The sequence below is a fragment of the Rheinheimera pacifica genome, assembly GCF_024809855.1.
GTDB lineage: Bacteria > Pseudomonadota > Gammaproteobacteria > Enterobacterales > Alteromonadaceae > Alishewanella > Alishewanella pacifica_A.
Map to the genome: position 1 here is coordinate 89,804 of NZ_JANUEM010000016.1, position 14,120 is coordinate 103,923.

Genomic DNA, 14,120 nt, shown 5'->3' on the forward strand with positions numbered 1-14,120 from the left:
GTGTGCGATAAAGCCAGCATCTTGCTGGCTTTTTGCATTTTAGCCCTTGTTGATTGCAACTAAACCCCCTTAAGATAATTGCCTGTATATTGTGAAGGACGCCATTATGCCCGCTGTGATCCGTCATGCTGAACCCGCTGACATTGACGCTATTAAAGCTATTTATGACCAACCTACTGTGTATGCCAATACGCTGCAGTTGCCTTATCAGCCGGTGGCAAACTGGCAAAAGCTATATACCGCAGGCGCCGGTTTTTATAACCTGGTAGCTGAGGTAGAAGACAAAGTAATAGGTCAGCTTGGGTTACAGGTGTGCCAGAACCCACGCCGCCGCCATGTGGCCGAGCTTGGTATGGGCGTGTCGGAAGAATATCAGGGGCAGGGTATTGGCTCGGCGCTATTGCGCTCGGCGTTAGAAATGGCCGACAACTGGCTGAATATCCGCCGTATGGAGCTTACTGTTTACACTAGCAATGAAGCAGCAATAGCGTTATACGAACGCTTTGGTTTTGAAGTAGAGGCAGAGCTAACCGATTTTGCTTTTCAATACGGTAATTATGTCAATGCGTTATGTATGGCGCGTATCAATACCGGTTCTGTTTAAACATTTATACTATATCTAAGCTGACTCACACCAAACTAACCGCCGGGCTGTTAACACAGCGCCCGGCTTTTTACTGCCTGCAATACAGTACGTCATTGCGCATAACTGCTCAGCTATCTTTATCAGCACAGCCAAAATAGGTGATATATTCCGTTTGCACGGCACATATATATTGCGAATTCTAAATGCTTTAGCTAAGTTAACTGCTTACACCTGCAAGAAGCAGAAATATAGCGCACGTTTATTTCTCAATAAATTATTGCTTCCTGTGTGTGAGTATGAAAATTGGGCATGCTTAAAAATAAAATAGGAGTAAACATTGAAAAAGGTGTTTTGGCTGGTTTATGCCGCTCTGAACATGGCTATAATATTATTAAGCGCATACTATTTGATATCAAATAATGCCTTTTCTATATTAAATATATTTAGCTCTGTTTTTTCAATAATCTACCTGATTGGTTTGTTTGGTTATATTTTTGAAAAGCGAGTATGGACGGCAGTCATCTGGCGGAGATTTTTTTACTTAATTTGTTTTGGAACTGCACTTATGCTCACCGTAGGAGTCTTTTCCAGTATAGAACATGCGTTAATAGATGCGATATTCGGATCAGTTTTTTCTATCCCAATGATTTTTGCTTTATACCAGTACAGCAAGGCTGAACAAAGCTTTTGGATAAATACCGAAGAAAATACTAAAGGAAATATTATCAGTGCTTTGATGGACAAAGTTCCAGAGCTGGAATTAGAAAAGCAGGTTGGGCTGGCAAGAGCAAAAGTTCAGATTACGAAAGATTGTAATCAGTACACTGTGAAGATCACCAGGGTGACTGCAGATGAGCAGGAGTCATTCAAAAATACGTTCTCGCATCCTGGGCAGTTAGCGATTTTTATTGAACAATATACATTTATTAAAGTCGCTGATTTTGAGAGTAAGTATGCATAACAAGCGTCACAGTCTGCGACTGCTGCAGCTGGACCTCAATTGCCGTGGAGTTCGGCCTGTGCTATGAGCGTTAACGGGAGGCAGTTAATCATGAATAGATTAAATGCGTTGTTGTCGATTGCTGTAATTAACACTATGTATGTTCTAATGGCCTTCGGAACTTATTACACACACCGAAATATTGGCGATAATGGATTTTGGTTACACCGATAATCGGTGTCTTTGGGGTGTTGTGCGGATGGATGATTGGTATTTTATCATCGCCCGTAGATGCTAGTGAGTCAAAAGCTTTCACAAAGTATGCTGCAGTTATATCGGCGTTTTTGTCTGGCTACCTACTTACAAAGATCGATGGTGTAATTGTTGAATTTAGCCAGAATCTATTATCTAACCCCGTTTACGGACTGAGAGCAGTAATATATGCATCATGCCTGATTTCAGGCGTGCTAATTATGTACATATTGCGCGCTTACTTGCATGGCGAAGCATCAGCTGATAAGGAAGTTCAGCCAACGCATAATACGCCCTGATAATTTCGACGTTATTTTCTCAAATAGGTGGAGTCAGATAAAAATAAAAGGCCGAAAAAAATAATGTTTATTTGATGCTAGTAATTTTCGGAGATTAATGCTTGACTCGAGCCACAAAAATACAACTTCAAGATGCTATTATCGACGCTATGGAGAAGGCATCTAGTGATGCTTTTGAAAAATCAGGTGTTCATATTCGAAGAATGCCAGAGTATTTTTTAAATGTAATCATTGCGAATGAGCTTTCAAATAAATTTCCGACACTTGGTTATCGACTTGAAATGCCGGTTAAAGAAGCTTTAAATGGGTTTGGTCTGAGTCAATACCTAAGCCCACAAGAGCTAAGAATAAATGGAAAATTTTATATCGCAATTATCAGTATAGGATCAAGAAAGCTGAGGCATATCATCGAAGTAAAGCGCTCATTAAGTAAACGACAGTTACTCAAAGAGTCAAAAAGGCTAAAAGCATTAGCAGCAGAAGGTCACCAATCAAAGCGTCTTGAAACTGGCTATATTGCTGCGATCAGCAGATTAGGCTCAACAGCCAGAAGTTACGATGTCGATCAATTGCTGGATACACGCCTAGAATTTTTAGTAGAGCAACTTGGCGATGCTGTAAATGTAAGTTGTAGATATAAAGTCATGGATGCAGGAGCTTACGGTTTCGACTCAAGTACATCACTACTATTAGTCGTATTTCGTATCAAAAAAGCTATCAAAAAGCCAGTTTTATGCTAAAAATTAAATTTTATCGCCAACAACAAGCGCAGGCTGCGACGTCAATCTTCTGTGCGACTTTCCGTGCCAATTTGGGGCGTTAAAAATTAGGGGAAATGATGGAGTATTATTTTCGAATATCGGCTGCAATTTTGGGATCGCTCGGTGGCGCGGGTGTAATTGTTGTTGGACTCTCCAGTTGGCTCGGAAAGGTTTGGGCTACCAGATTGATGGATAACGAGCGCCACAAGCATGAGAGGGATTTAGAAGCTTTACGGGCTTCATTAAAAGCTCAGAATGATAAGCAATTGACTGAAATATCAAGTGACTTTGAAATTTTCAAGCAGGCATATTTACGCGAACACAACGATAAGCTGGCGATCTATCGTGGTGCACTCGATACGATTGTTCCCATTTTGGCCAAGGTTGAGCTTTTGGTTATCGGAGAGAGGGGCGATTTGTCCATTGAAGAGAAAGAGGCGTTTGAAAACGACAGGCTGCGGATCTACGGATATCTTGCGATGCTGGCTCCACAGTCTGTAATGGATGCAAATGATGAATTTATAGATCTCTTGCTCGCTTTGATTTATGAAGGCGAACAAACTAGTTGGAAAACCGTCAGAAATTCTGCGTTATGTTTGACGAATGCTATGAGAGCCGATATTGGCCTCAACAAGGAACCCGTAACCTACAATGGTAGCCGCTAATTTTTTAATACGGCTAGGCATGGCGACTTCTTCTTAGTTACAGTTTCGCTTCTACGAAAAAGCCGCGCGTGCTGGGGCATTATGCAATATCTGTATGCAGCAATATTCTCTTAGATTCCTCTTCTCTCTTGGCCGCAACGTTTGTCTTCGAGCAGAAAATTAAACAACCCAGCAGTGGTGGGATTATCTGGTGGAGGCGTGTTATCTTCCTGTGTTTGAAAATACTTGGCGCTATTCGGGGCGTTAGACTTTAAGCCAGTTAGTTTCATTCAATGTAAGTCATTTCAAAGAAGTCTTTGTCCGTATCTAAGTCTATAAAAGTTATTCTATTGTTAATTATCCTGACTTCCAGTATTGTATCTTCATCAAATAGAATATGGTTCTGGCTGCAAAGCTAACCCAAGTTCCCTGAGGTCAGCTGCATCTCGTGGGGAGCGTCATTATGTGTGGGGCGTAATAATGACCTATTACCGAGTTATATCAAGTAACTACAGATTTGGCCGTGTACTGGACGAGTATGTCAACAAGTACATGCCAAAGGACATCCTACCTTTGGTTGAATACTTGCGTTCTGAGCACGGTCTTGAACTGGATGGTATCTATTTAGAGAACTACAAGAGTCCAGATCGAATCATTGTGATGAAAGGTATGCTGCCTATTGAAGATCTTAGGGTGAAGTTTCCAGAAGGTGGTGGCCTGCGCTACGGGAACGGCGTGGTAGTTAGTGATGCATCATTTTCTAGCCTCGAAGGAGCGTAACGTACTCTAAACAATAGTCAGATGTAAAAAAACAATGAGAAATCGAATTATGCTTACGGTTGTGCAATCCAGTTTATGCCAAGAAATTCTGAATTTTCCAAGTGGAATACATTGTGTTTTTTATCTGACTCTAATCATTTAGAGTTCCACAACTAAGGCGTTCGTGTAAGAGTGAGGTAGAGTTGTATGAAAGCTAAAGAGTTTGACACAAAATTCGATGAGAGCGCAGAAGACATCATTGATGACCTTGATATCACGACGGCACGCCGGGTAAATCAGGAAGCAAAGCGCATTAACGTTGATTTTCCTGCTTGGGTAGTTGACTCGCTCGACCGTGAAGCTGCCCGAATAGGGGTTACTCGCCAATCCATTATTAAAGTTTGGCTGGTTGAGCGTTTGCGTGCTGAAGCCGCTAACAAACTGCTGAAAAATGACACCGCCAGCGGCACACTATAAGCTTAGCGCTATAGAAACATCATCGGATCAACAGCAGGATTATGCTTAAACTAAAATTTATTGCTGCCGCAATCAGCATCTTAGGCTTATTGGTTTTCGCTTTTTTCGCGAACGAAGCCCGAAAAGAAATTTATTACCTTTGCGGCAATTTTAGTAAAGGCACTGCTTACGCAAGTGTAATCCGGCAATTAGACACGGTTAATTTATCGGAATACAAAGTGGAAAACCTGCAGCAGGGTAAACGCATTATTCACAGCAGCGCACTGCATTTTCACTTGCTTAGCTGCGATATAGAATTTAGCCCGCAAGAAAAAGTAGTCTCTGTTTTATATGGTTAAACAAAAGTAGCTAACCGAATAACCTTTGCTTGGGGCAATAAAAAAGGCGCTGGTTAAAGCGCCTTTTTGCATGTTGTGTATTGCGGGAGTTATTAAAACTCAGCGTTGCCCGGTGTACGCGGGAAGGCGATAACGTCGCGCACGTTACCTACACCGGTAACGTAAGATACTAAACGCTCAAAGCCTAAACCAAAACCGGCGTGTGGTACTGTGCCGTAGCGGCGCAGGTCGCGGTACCAGCTGTAGTCTTCTTTATCCAGGCCCATTTCAGCCAAACGCTTATCAAACTCTTCCAAGCGCTCTTCACGCTGGCTGCCACCGATAATTTCACCGATGCCGGGTGCCAATACGTCCATTGCTGCTACGGTTTTGCCGTCGGCATTTAAGCGCATATAAAAGGCTTTAATGTCTTTCGGGTAGTTTTGCATAATGATCGGCGCGCCGATGTGCTCTTCAGCCAGGTAGCGCTCGTGCTCAGATTGCAAATCGACACCCCATTCCACAGGGTATTCGAACTTCTTACCGCAGGTTTTTAAAATTTCGATAGCGTCGGTGTAATCCATCCGCACAAAAGATGAATCAACTAACTGCTGTAAGCGGGTTACGGCTGTCGGGTCGATACGCTCGGCGAAAAATGCCATATCATCGGCGCGCTCGGTCAGTACCGCTTTACATACGTACTTCAGCATATCTTCTGCCAGTTGAGCGATGTCTTTAAGCTCAGCAAAAGCTACTTCCGGCTCAATCATCCAGAATTCCGCTAAATGGCGGCTGGTGTTGGAGTTTTCAGCACGGAAGGTTGGGCCAAAGGTGTAAATTTTTGACATGGCGCAGGCATAGGTTTCGCCGTTTAACTGGCCGGATACGGTTAAAAAGGTTTCCTTACCGAAGAAATCTTTACTGTAATCAATATTACCTTTGTCGGTACGCGGCAGGTTTTCCAGATCCAGCGTACTGATGCGGAACATTTCACCGGCGCCTTCAGCGTCTGAGCCGGTAATAATTGGCGTGCTGATCCAGTAATAACCCTGTTCATGGAAAAAGCGGTGTACCGCCTGGGCTAAACAATGCCGCACACGGGTAACGGCACCCATAATATTGGTGCGGGCACGCAGGTGGGCGTGTTCACGCAGGTATTCCATGCTGTGGCGCTTGGGTGCCATAGGGTAGGTGTCCGGGTTTTCTACCCAGCCTAATACTTCAACGGCAGCAGCTTGCAGTTCAAATGCCTGGCCCTGGCCTTCAGAACGTGCCACAGTGCCGGTAACGGCTACAGAGCATGACGTTGTCAGGCGTTTTACTTCAGCTTCGTAATTGGGTAAGTCTGAAGGGGCTACGGCCTGTACCGCATCAAAGCAGCTGCCATCATGAATAGCTAAAAAGGAAATACCTGCTTTTGAATCGCGACGGGTACGGATCCAGCCTTTAACGGTGATAGAGTCACCAACGGCATAGCGACCAGCTAAAACATCTTTAATAACGGCATGCGTCATGCATCAAACTCCAGAGGGTGTAAACTTAGCAAACTGCGTAAAGCCTGTAATGATACTGAGCCAAACGCACAACACAAGTAAAAGTTATCAGGACTTTAAAATTGATCACAGAGCAGGAAAAGCCAGAAAAATATGAGCGCCGCCATGGGCCGGATATACTGTGCCGGGCTTTAGGCTGGCTGGCGATAACCGGTTGGATATTGTTTATTGCTGGTTTGGTGGTGGCGCATTATGCCAGCCCGGAGCTGGATACCGGTTTAGTGCGTTATTGGGGTATTGAAATTCGTAGCGACTGGCACCCCAGCTTAACGGTATATTTGCAGTATCTGCTGTGGGCAGTCGCCTTTTTCAGCGGTTTGAGTTTACTACTTAACCGGCTGCGTTTGCGCCGCCGCGGTGATCACCTGCATTTTAATATTATTATATTGCTGCTTAGCAGCATTGGCTTGCTGCTGTACCTCTATTGGCAAGTATGAGTATTGGCAGGTCTAAGTTTTAAGGTTTGAGTTGTAAGTTGTGAGCATTGGCCACTTTATACTCCGCTTACCTTGCGCATGGCTGCAGTCAGCTGGCTTAGCTGATCTGGGCGGATAATAAACGGCGGCATAACGTAGATCAGGTTATTAAACGGCCGGATCCACACCCCCAGTTCAACAAACTGCTGCTGCAGGGCGGCAACATCTACCTTGTTATGCATTTCCAGCACACCTATAGCGCCCAATACCCGCACATCTTTTACCAGCGGCGAGTAACGGCAGGCAGCCAGCTCCTGCTGTAATTGTGCTTCAATTGCGGCTACCTGCGCCTGCCAGTCGCCCTTGGCAATCAGCGCTAAACTGGCACTTGCAACGGCGCAGGCCAGCGGGTTGGCCATAAACGTAGGGCCGTGCATTAAGCCACCGGCCTGGCTTAAGCTAATGCCGCGTGCTACTTCATCGGTACACAGTGTGGCTGCCAGCGTAATATAACCACCGCTAAGCGCTTTACCCACACACATAATATCCGGCTGAATAGCGGCATGTTCGCAGGCAAACAGTTTGCCGCTACGGCCAAAGCCGGTGGCAATTTCATCGGCAATCAGCAGTACCTGGTATTTATCGCACAAGGCGCGGGCGTGGCGTAAATATTCCGGGTGATAAAAGCGCATGCCGCCGTAACCCTGCACTATAGGTTCTAAAATCAGCGCGGCAATTTCGTGGTGTTTTTCTGCCAGCATTTGTTCCAACGGGGTTATATCACTGTGTAAAAAGTTACCATCAAACCGGCTTTGCGGCGCCGGTAAAAAATAATGCTGTGGCAGCAAGGCGGCAAACATATCATGCATACCATCTACCGGATCACACACTGCCATGGCGGCGAAGGTATCGCCGTGATAGCCCTTACGCAGGCTAATCAGTTTTTGCTTTTGCGGTGTGGCGCTTGCCAGCCAATACTGCAGCGCCATTTTTATCGCCACTTCTACCGCGATAGAGCCGCTGTCGGCCAAAAACACCTTGGTTAAATTTTGCGGCACCATACTCAGCAGTTGTTTACATAAAGCAACTGCTGGTTGATGGGTAATGCCGCCAAACATCACATGCGCCATTTTATCTAGTTGCTCTGTAACTGCAGCGTTAAGGGCAGGATGGTTGTAACCATGCACCGCCGACCACCAGGATGCGGTGCCATCGATTAACCGCTGACCATTTTCCAGCACCAGTTCACAGCCTTCAGCCGCCACCACCGGATACACCGGCAGCGGGTTTTGCATCGAGGTGTAGGGGTGCCAGATATGGCTGCGATCAAAAGCTAAATCAATGCTCATTATTTAACCTGTAGTAAAGTTGTGATTCTGGTCAGCGTTGACAACGCAGAGGTGGCGGTTAGACTAGCCGAAAACACTTTTAACCTCAATTTAAACAGGGATTTTTATGCAGGCTGTTGTACGCCACAACTGGACCCTCGCGCAGGTCAATGCACTTTATGCGCTGCCGTTTAATGATTTATTGTTTCAGGCGCAAACGGTACACCGGCAACACTTTAAACCCAACGAAGTGCAGGTAAGCACCTTGTTATCGATTAAAACCGGCGCATGCGCCGAAGACTGCAAATATTGCCCGCAAAGCGGCCACTACAATACCGGGCTGGAGCGCGAGCGCCTGCTGGAGGTAGAAAAAGTATTAACCCAGGCCAGGGCCGCCAAAGACAAAGGCGCCAGCCGCTTTTGTATGGGCGCCGCCTGGACTAACCCGAAACAGCGCGATATGCCATACATTATTGAAATGGTACAGGGCGTAAAAGCTATGGGGCTGGAAACCTGTATGACACTGGGCATGTTAACCGGTGAGCAGGCGAAAACCCTGGCCGGTGCCGGGCTGGATTACTACAATCACAACCTGGATACCTCGCCAGAGTTTTACGGTGAAATTATCACCACCCGTACTTATCAGGACCGTTTAGACACTTTAAGCCATGTGCGCGATGCCGGTATGAAAGTATGCTGCGGCGGTATTCTGGGTATGGGCGAAAGCGCTAACGATCGTTCAGCGCTGTTAATGCAACTGGCTAATTTGCCGGAGCACCCGGAAAGTGTGCCAATTAATATGCTGGTAAAAGTAGCCGGTACACCGCTGGAAAATGTTGACGATTTAGATGCCTTTGAGTTTATCCGCACTATTGCGGTGGCGCGTATCATGTTGCCGCAAAGCCATGTGCGCTTATCGGCTGGCCGCTCACGCATGAACGAGCAAATGCAGGCGCTGTGTTTCTTTGCCGGGGCTAATTCTATTTTCTACGGCGATAAACTGCTGACAACCGACAACCCGGAAGCTGATGCCGACATGCAGCTATTTGCCAAACTGGGCATTACGCCGGAGCAGCGCCACGGTGTGTCTGATGAAGCGCATGAACTGGCACTGGCCGACGCGATAAAAGAACAGGCTAACCCGCCGCTGTTTCACGCGGCGCAGTAAGTATGCCACAGGCTAAGCTGGCGCAGTTAAGCCAGGCACTTGAGCAGCGCGCAGCTCAACAGCTGCTGCGCAGCCCGGTAACACTTGAACGCTACGACGGCAGGGTGCTGGTTGTGGCCGGAAAAAGTTACCTTAATTTTTCCGGCAATGATTATCTTGGCCTGGCAACCGCGCCGCAGGTGTTGCAAGCTTTTGCCGATGGCGCGGCACAGTTTGGTGCTGGTAGTAGCGGTTCACCACTGGTTACCGGCCAGCATGCGGTGCATCAGCAGCTTAGCGACAACCTGGCCGATTGGCTGGGGGTAGAGCGGGTATTGCTGTTCTCTTCCGGTTTTACCGCCAACCAGGCCATGCTGCTGACGTTAAGCAGCAAAAGTGACACCCTGCTGCTGGATAAGCTTAGCCACGCTTCATTAATTGATGCTGCGCTACACAGTGAAGCCGGTTTTAAACGTTTTGCCCATAACGACTTATCAGCATTGCAGCAATTGCTGGCGCAACAACCCCAGCCGATGGTGGTAACTGAAGGTGTGTTCAGTATGGACGGCGATAGCCCCGACTTAGCAGCCATGTTGGCGTTGTGCCACAGCTATGGTGCGCCGTTATTGCTGGATGATGCCCATGGTTTGGGTGTGCAAGGGCCAGAGGGCAAAGGCACTGCCGCTGCACAGGGTATTGCACAGAGCGAGTTGTTTTGCACCATGGCTAACTTTGGTAAAGCATTGGGGCTTGGCGGTGCTTTTGTTGGTGGCAGTAAAACGGTGATCGATTATATCGAACAGTTCGGCCGCCATTATGTTTACAGCACAGCCTTGCCACCGCCACTTTGCGCTGCCGTACTAACAAGCATTGAGCTGTGCCGGGCTGACAACTGGCGGCGCGACAAACTACAGAGCAACATCGCCTTGTTTCGTCGCCTGGGCGCCGATCTGCCTTTGCTTAACTCGCAAAGTCCTATTCAGGGCCTGGTATTGGGTAGCAGCGAGCGTGCCTTAGCTGTTAGCCAGCAATTAAAACAACAGGGTATCTGGCTTAGTGCCATTCGCCCGCCAACCGTGCCGCAGGGCAGTGCCCGTTTACGTATTACACTAAGTGCGGCACATACGACAGAAGATATTACGCTATTGACGCAACAATTAAGGCAGGTGCGATGACCGGTACTATGACAGCTACTTTGACAGCGGCTATCGCTGCGCCGGAGTTTATCCGTCAGGTGGCACACAGTTTTGGTAAAGCCTGCGACAGTTATTTACCGGCAGCCCGTTTACAGCAGCAGGTGGCATTGGATGCGCTGACATTGCTGCCTGCCGACAAACAGGGGCATTTGCTTGATTTAGGCTGTGGCCCGGGCTGGATCCATCCGCGCTTTGCTGCCTATTGCAATCAGTTTACTGCGGCAGACTTAAGTGCCGGTATGCTGGCTAAAGCCGCCAGCCAGCAACTAGCTAGCCATATAGCTACACCCTTAACTACAACCTATGTGCAAGCTGATGCACGGCAATTGCCATTGCCGGCACAAAGTGTTGATAAGCTGTTTTCCAGCTTAATGCTGCAGTGGTGCCCTAAACCAGCTGCGGTATTTGCCGAAGCTGAGCGCATATTAGCCCCCGGCGGGCGGATAGTGATGACCACCCTGGTTGATGGCACTCTGGCAGAGTTAAAGCAGGCGTTTGCCAGCCTGGATCAACAGCAGCATATAAACCACTTTTTGCCCGCTGCCGATGTGGTAGCCGCGGCGGGTTCTGTCAGTAATATTCGCTGGCAATTTGAACAACGGTGTTATCCGCTGTTTTATACCGATGTTGTCAGCCTGGCGCGTGAGTTAAAGGCTTTGGGCGCCAATCAGGTTGCCGGACGGCAAAGTCGCGGCTTAACCGGCAAGGGCTATTGGCAACAACTGGCGGCTGCTTATGATCTTAATCGCACCACGCTGGGCTTACCGGCCAGTTATCAGGTGCTTATTATTACCGGCTATAAAAATGCCAGTTAACCGCTACTTTATTACCGCTACCGATACCGACGCCGGCAAAACTTATGTTAGTAGCTTGTTGCTGCAGGGCTTTAAAGCACTGGGTACAACAGCAGTTGGCGTAAAGCCAATAGCGGCAGGTGCTGACGACCAGGGTCGCAATGGTGACGCGTTACTGCTGCAACGACACTCCGGTATCGCGTTACTTTATAAAGTGATTAATCCAGTTTGTTATCAGGCGCCGGTGGCACCGCATTTGGCGGCCATTACTGAGCAGTTGCCGATTGACGAAGCGCAGTTAAATGAGGCCTTGGTACAGTGGCAACAATTACCGGTACAGCAATTATTAATTGAGGGTGCAGGCGGTTGGTTATTGCCGATAAACCATCAGCGCTATTTGGCCGATTGGGTGGCCGATAACCAGTTACGGGTGGTGCTGGTGGTAGGCATAAAACTGGGCTGTTTAAACCATGCCATGCTAACGGTGCGAGAGATTGAGCGCAGTGGCTGCAAGCTGTTGGGTTGGGTAGCAAATTGTATTGAACCGGATATGGCGCTGCTGGAGCAAAATATTGCCGACTTACGCCAGCGTATAGCTGCGCCTTGTTTAGGTGTAATACCTTTTGCGCCGGAACCCGCGCAGTATCAGCAGTTGGCGCAAGAGCTGGCGACACAACTTTGCACCAACGCCGGTTAGAATACCCGATAAGCTCGCCACAGCAACTCGCTACCGCTTGCGCGTCCGCTCAGACACTCTGTGTCGACTGATCGGGTATTCTAACCTCTGGGTCTCAGCAGTTGATGATTATCGCGTTACTACAAAAACTCAGTTAAATCGCTGTTTTCTGCCAGTGACGTTTTATTACCGCCGACAAACAGATAACCCCCTTCTTTACCGAGCAACGTCAGGTTGTTGCCGCTGCGTTTTAGTGCCGTGCCTTCTGGTAGGGCAATAATAGGCGTGGCCGGATGCAACTGCATAAACTCGGCTAAGCGCATATCGCGGGTTTCACCGTGAAAGCCCTCCGGTTTATAGTCGGTGTAATGCGGATTTAATTGCAGTGGCAGCAGGTTTAGTGCATTAAACGAGGCTGGTTCAATGATCGGCATATCGTTAGTGGTGCGAATGGTTGCGCCTGCAATGTTCGAACCGGCACTCCAACCAATATAGGGTACACCTTCGGTTACGCGTTTCTTGATAAGCTGCACTATATCCTGTTGATATAGCTGATAAAGCAGATGAAAAGTGTTGCCACCACCAACGGCGATAGCCTGCGCTTGTGTTACAGCCTGGCGCGCATCAGTAAACTGATGAATGCTGCGCACCTTAATGCCCTGTGGCGCCAGTGCCTGCTGCACGTTGGCCAGATATACATCGTAGCTAATACTGATACCAGCGTAAGGGATAAACAGCAGTTCATCTATACCGCTTAAATGCTGTGTAAGCCACGCCATATAGGGGGCCAGATAAGCGCTGTTATTAGCGCGCGAACTGCTCAGTAGTAGTAATTGCATGGCTAACTCCTTCATGTTGCCGCCATTGTAGCCAAAAGCTCTACGGCAGACACCTTTTCTTACAAATAATCCGTGCTGATTAAATTGAAAAAGGCCCGCAAGCCCATATAGTACAAAGCAGTAAACCATTTGAGGAATGCAGTATGAAAAGAGTCGTTTTATTTTTAGCCACCAACCTGGCGGTTATTCTGGTACTGAGCATAGTGCTCAATATCGTATTCAGTTTCCTTGGGGTTGATCGCAGCAGTATTGGAGGGTTACTGGTATTTGCCGCAGTGTTTGGTTTTGGCGGCTCCTTTATATCCCTGGCAATGTCAAAATGGATGGCAAAACGTTCTACCGGAGCTGTGGTTATTGAACAGCCCCGCAATGCTACCGAACAATGGTTAATGAACACCGTAGCACGACAGGCGAAAGCTGCCGGTATTGGTATGCCGGAAGTAGCCGTGTACGACTCACCGGAAATGAATGCTTTTGCCACCGGTATGAACCGCAACAATGCTTTAGTTGCCGTAAGTACCGGTTTGCTGCGCAATATGCGTGAAGACGAAGTAGAAGCCGTGCTGGCGCACGAAGTGTCGCACATTGCCAACGGCGATATGGTTACGCTAACGCTTATTCAGGGCGTGGTAAACACCTTTGTTATTTTCCTTGCCCGTTTGGTAGCTGGCATGCTGAACAATAACGGTAATAATAACCAGGGCGGCGGTATCGCTTATTTTGCTACTGTTATTGTGCTGGAAATGGTATTTGGTGTACTGGCCAGTATTATCGTGATGTGGTTCTCGCGCCAGCGTGAGTACCGTGCCGATGCTGGTGCGGCTAAGCTGGAAGGCGGGCCGAATAAAATGATTGCTGCGCTGGAGCGGTTAAAGCATAACCACGAAAGCCGTCTGGAAGGCAGTATGATGGCTTTTGGTATTGCCGGTGGTGCGGCTAAATCTGAGCTGTTTTTAAGCCACCCGCCGCTGGAAAAACGTATTGCAGCACTGCGCGGACGTTTTTAACCTGCTGCAGGTAATAAACCAAAACGGGGCTTAAAGCCTGTCTCTTATACACAAATCCCCCGGTTTTTACTGGGGGATTTTTTTGAACTCTTTCTAAAATCTCCGATCTGCTCTTTCACTGAATATTTA

At 47.7% G+C, this 14,120-nt stretch carries 16 protein-coding genes; 13 read left to right on the forward strand and 3 right to left on the reverse strand.

What is annotated here, in order from left to right; genetic code table 11:
- Positions 1-106 precede the first annotated feature (106 nt).
- From M2404_RS17405 to M2404_RS17435, 7 genes are all read left to right on the forward strand, one after another.
- Positions 107-604 carry a GNAT family N-acetyltransferase gene (locus tag M2404_RS17405; RefSeq protein ID WP_259241015.1) on the forward strand — a complete coding sequence of 166 codons (498 nt, stop codon included), beginning with the start codon at positions 107-109 and terminating at the stop codon, positions 602-604.
- Positions 605-923: 319 nt separating this feature from the next.
- A complete protein-coding gene (locus M2404_RS17410) occupies positions 924-1,547 on the forward strand; it encodes a hypothetical protein (protein WP_259241016.1) in 624 nt (207 codons plus the stop codon).
- Between the two features lie 631 nt (positions 1,548-2,178).
- Positions 2,179-2,817 carry a hypothetical protein gene (locus M2404_RS17415; RefSeq protein WP_259241017.1) on the forward strand — a complete coding sequence of 213 codons (639 nt, stop codon included), beginning with the start codon at positions 2,179-2,181 and terminating at the stop codon, positions 2,815-2,817.
- Positions 2,818-2,912: 95 nt separating this feature from the next.
- Entirely contained in the window at positions 2,913-3,503 is a 591-nt protein-coding gene (locus M2404_RS17420; RefSeq protein ID WP_259241018.1) for a hypothetical protein, read from the forward strand.
- Positions 3,504-3,962: 459 nt separating this feature from the next.
- Entirely contained in the window at positions 3,963-4,262 is a 300-nt protein-coding gene (locus tag M2404_RS17425) for a hypothetical protein (RefSeq protein ID WP_259241019.1), read from the forward strand.
- A gap of 186 nt (positions 4,263-4,448) precedes the next feature.
- Positions 4,449-4,718 (forward strand): type II toxin-antitoxin system BrnA family antitoxin, encoded by a 270-nt coding sequence (gene brnA, locus M2404_RS17430; protein ID WP_259241020.1) that lies wholly within the window; start codon positions 4,449-4,451, stop codon positions 4,716-4,718.
- A gap of 41 nt (positions 4,719-4,759) precedes the next feature.
- Positions 4,760-5,056 carry a hypothetical protein gene (locus M2404_RS17435; RefSeq protein ID WP_259241021.1) on the forward strand — a complete coding sequence of 99 codons (297 nt, stop codon included), beginning with the start codon at positions 4,760-4,762 and terminating at the stop codon, positions 5,054-5,056.
- A gap of 92 nt (positions 5,057-5,148) precedes the next feature.
- On the opposite strand, the gene asnS is transcribed toward M2404_RS17435, so the two are convergent.
- Positions 5,149-6,549, reverse strand: coding sequence for an asparagine--tRNA ligase (gene asnS / locus M2404_RS17440; protein ID WP_259241022.1), 1,401 nt, complete (start codon positions 6,547-6,549; stop codon positions 5,149-5,151).
- Between the two features lie 101 nt (positions 6,550-6,650).
- Here asnS and M2404_RS17445 point away from each other — a divergent pair, with 101 nt between their 5' ends.
- Entirely contained in the window at positions 6,651-7,025 is a 375-nt protein-coding gene (locus M2404_RS17445) for a hypothetical protein (RefSeq protein WP_259241023.1), read from the forward strand.
- 56 nt (positions 7,026-7,081) lie between these two features.
- Here the strand turns inward: M2404_RS17445 and bioA are convergent, their stop codons facing one another.
- The gene (gene bioA / locus M2404_RS17450) at positions 7,082-8,353 is read right to left on the reverse strand and encodes an adenosylmethionine--8-amino-7-oxononanoate transaminase (RefSeq protein ID WP_259241024.1); all 1,272 of its coding nucleotides are present in this window, start codon (positions 8,351-8,353) and stop codon (positions 7,082-7,084) included.
- 106 nt (positions 8,354-8,459) lie between these two features.
- Here bioA and bioB point away from each other — a divergent pair, with 106 nt between their 5' ends.
- Genes bioB through bioD form a run of 4 tightly spaced genes read left to right on the forward strand, consistent with a single transcriptional unit; the run spans position 8,460 to position 12,166 of the window.
- Positions 8,460-9,500: a biotin synthase BioB gene (bioB, locus tag M2404_RS17455; protein WP_259241025.1), complete on the forward strand. Its 1,041-nt coding sequence runs from the start codon at positions 8,460-8,462 to the stop codon at positions 9,498-9,500.
- Positions 9,501-9,502: 2 nt separating this feature from the next.
- Complete coding sequence (locus tag M2404_RS17460; RefSeq protein ID WP_259241026.1) at positions 9,503-10,654, forward strand: aminotransferase class I/II-fold pyridoxal phosphate-dependent enzyme; 1,152 nt, start codon at positions 9,503-9,505, stop codon at positions 10,652-10,654.
- Positions 10,651-11,490: a methyltransferase domain-containing protein gene (locus M2404_RS17465; RefSeq protein ID WP_259241027.1), complete on the forward strand. Its 840-nt coding sequence runs from the start codon at positions 10,651-10,653 to the stop codon at positions 11,488-11,490. The genes M2404_RS17460 and M2404_RS17465 overlap by 4 nt, the downstream gene beginning before the upstream one ends.
- Positions 11,480-12,166: a dethiobiotin synthase gene (gene bioD / locus M2404_RS17470; protein WP_259241028.1), complete on the forward strand. Its 687-nt coding sequence runs from the start codon at positions 11,480-11,482 to the stop codon at positions 12,164-12,166. The genes M2404_RS17465 and bioD overlap by 11 nt, the downstream gene beginning before the upstream one ends.
- Positions 12,167-12,285: 119 nt before the next feature.
- Here the strand turns inward: bioD and pepE are convergent, their stop codons facing one another.
- Positions 12,286-12,984, reverse strand: a complete 699-nt coding sequence (gene pepE / locus M2404_RS17475) for a dipeptidase PepE (protein WP_259241029.1) — start codon at positions 12,982-12,984, stop codon at positions 12,286-12,288.
- 143 nt (positions 12,985-13,127) lie between these two features.
- Between pepE and htpX the strand changes: the two genes are divergently transcribed.
- Positions 13,128-13,991 carry a protease HtpX gene (htpX, locus tag M2404_RS17480; RefSeq protein ID WP_259241030.1) on the forward strand — a complete coding sequence of 288 codons (864 nt, stop codon included), beginning with the start codon at positions 13,128-13,130 and terminating at the stop codon, positions 13,989-13,991.
- Positions 13,992-14,120 lie beyond the last annotated feature (129 nt).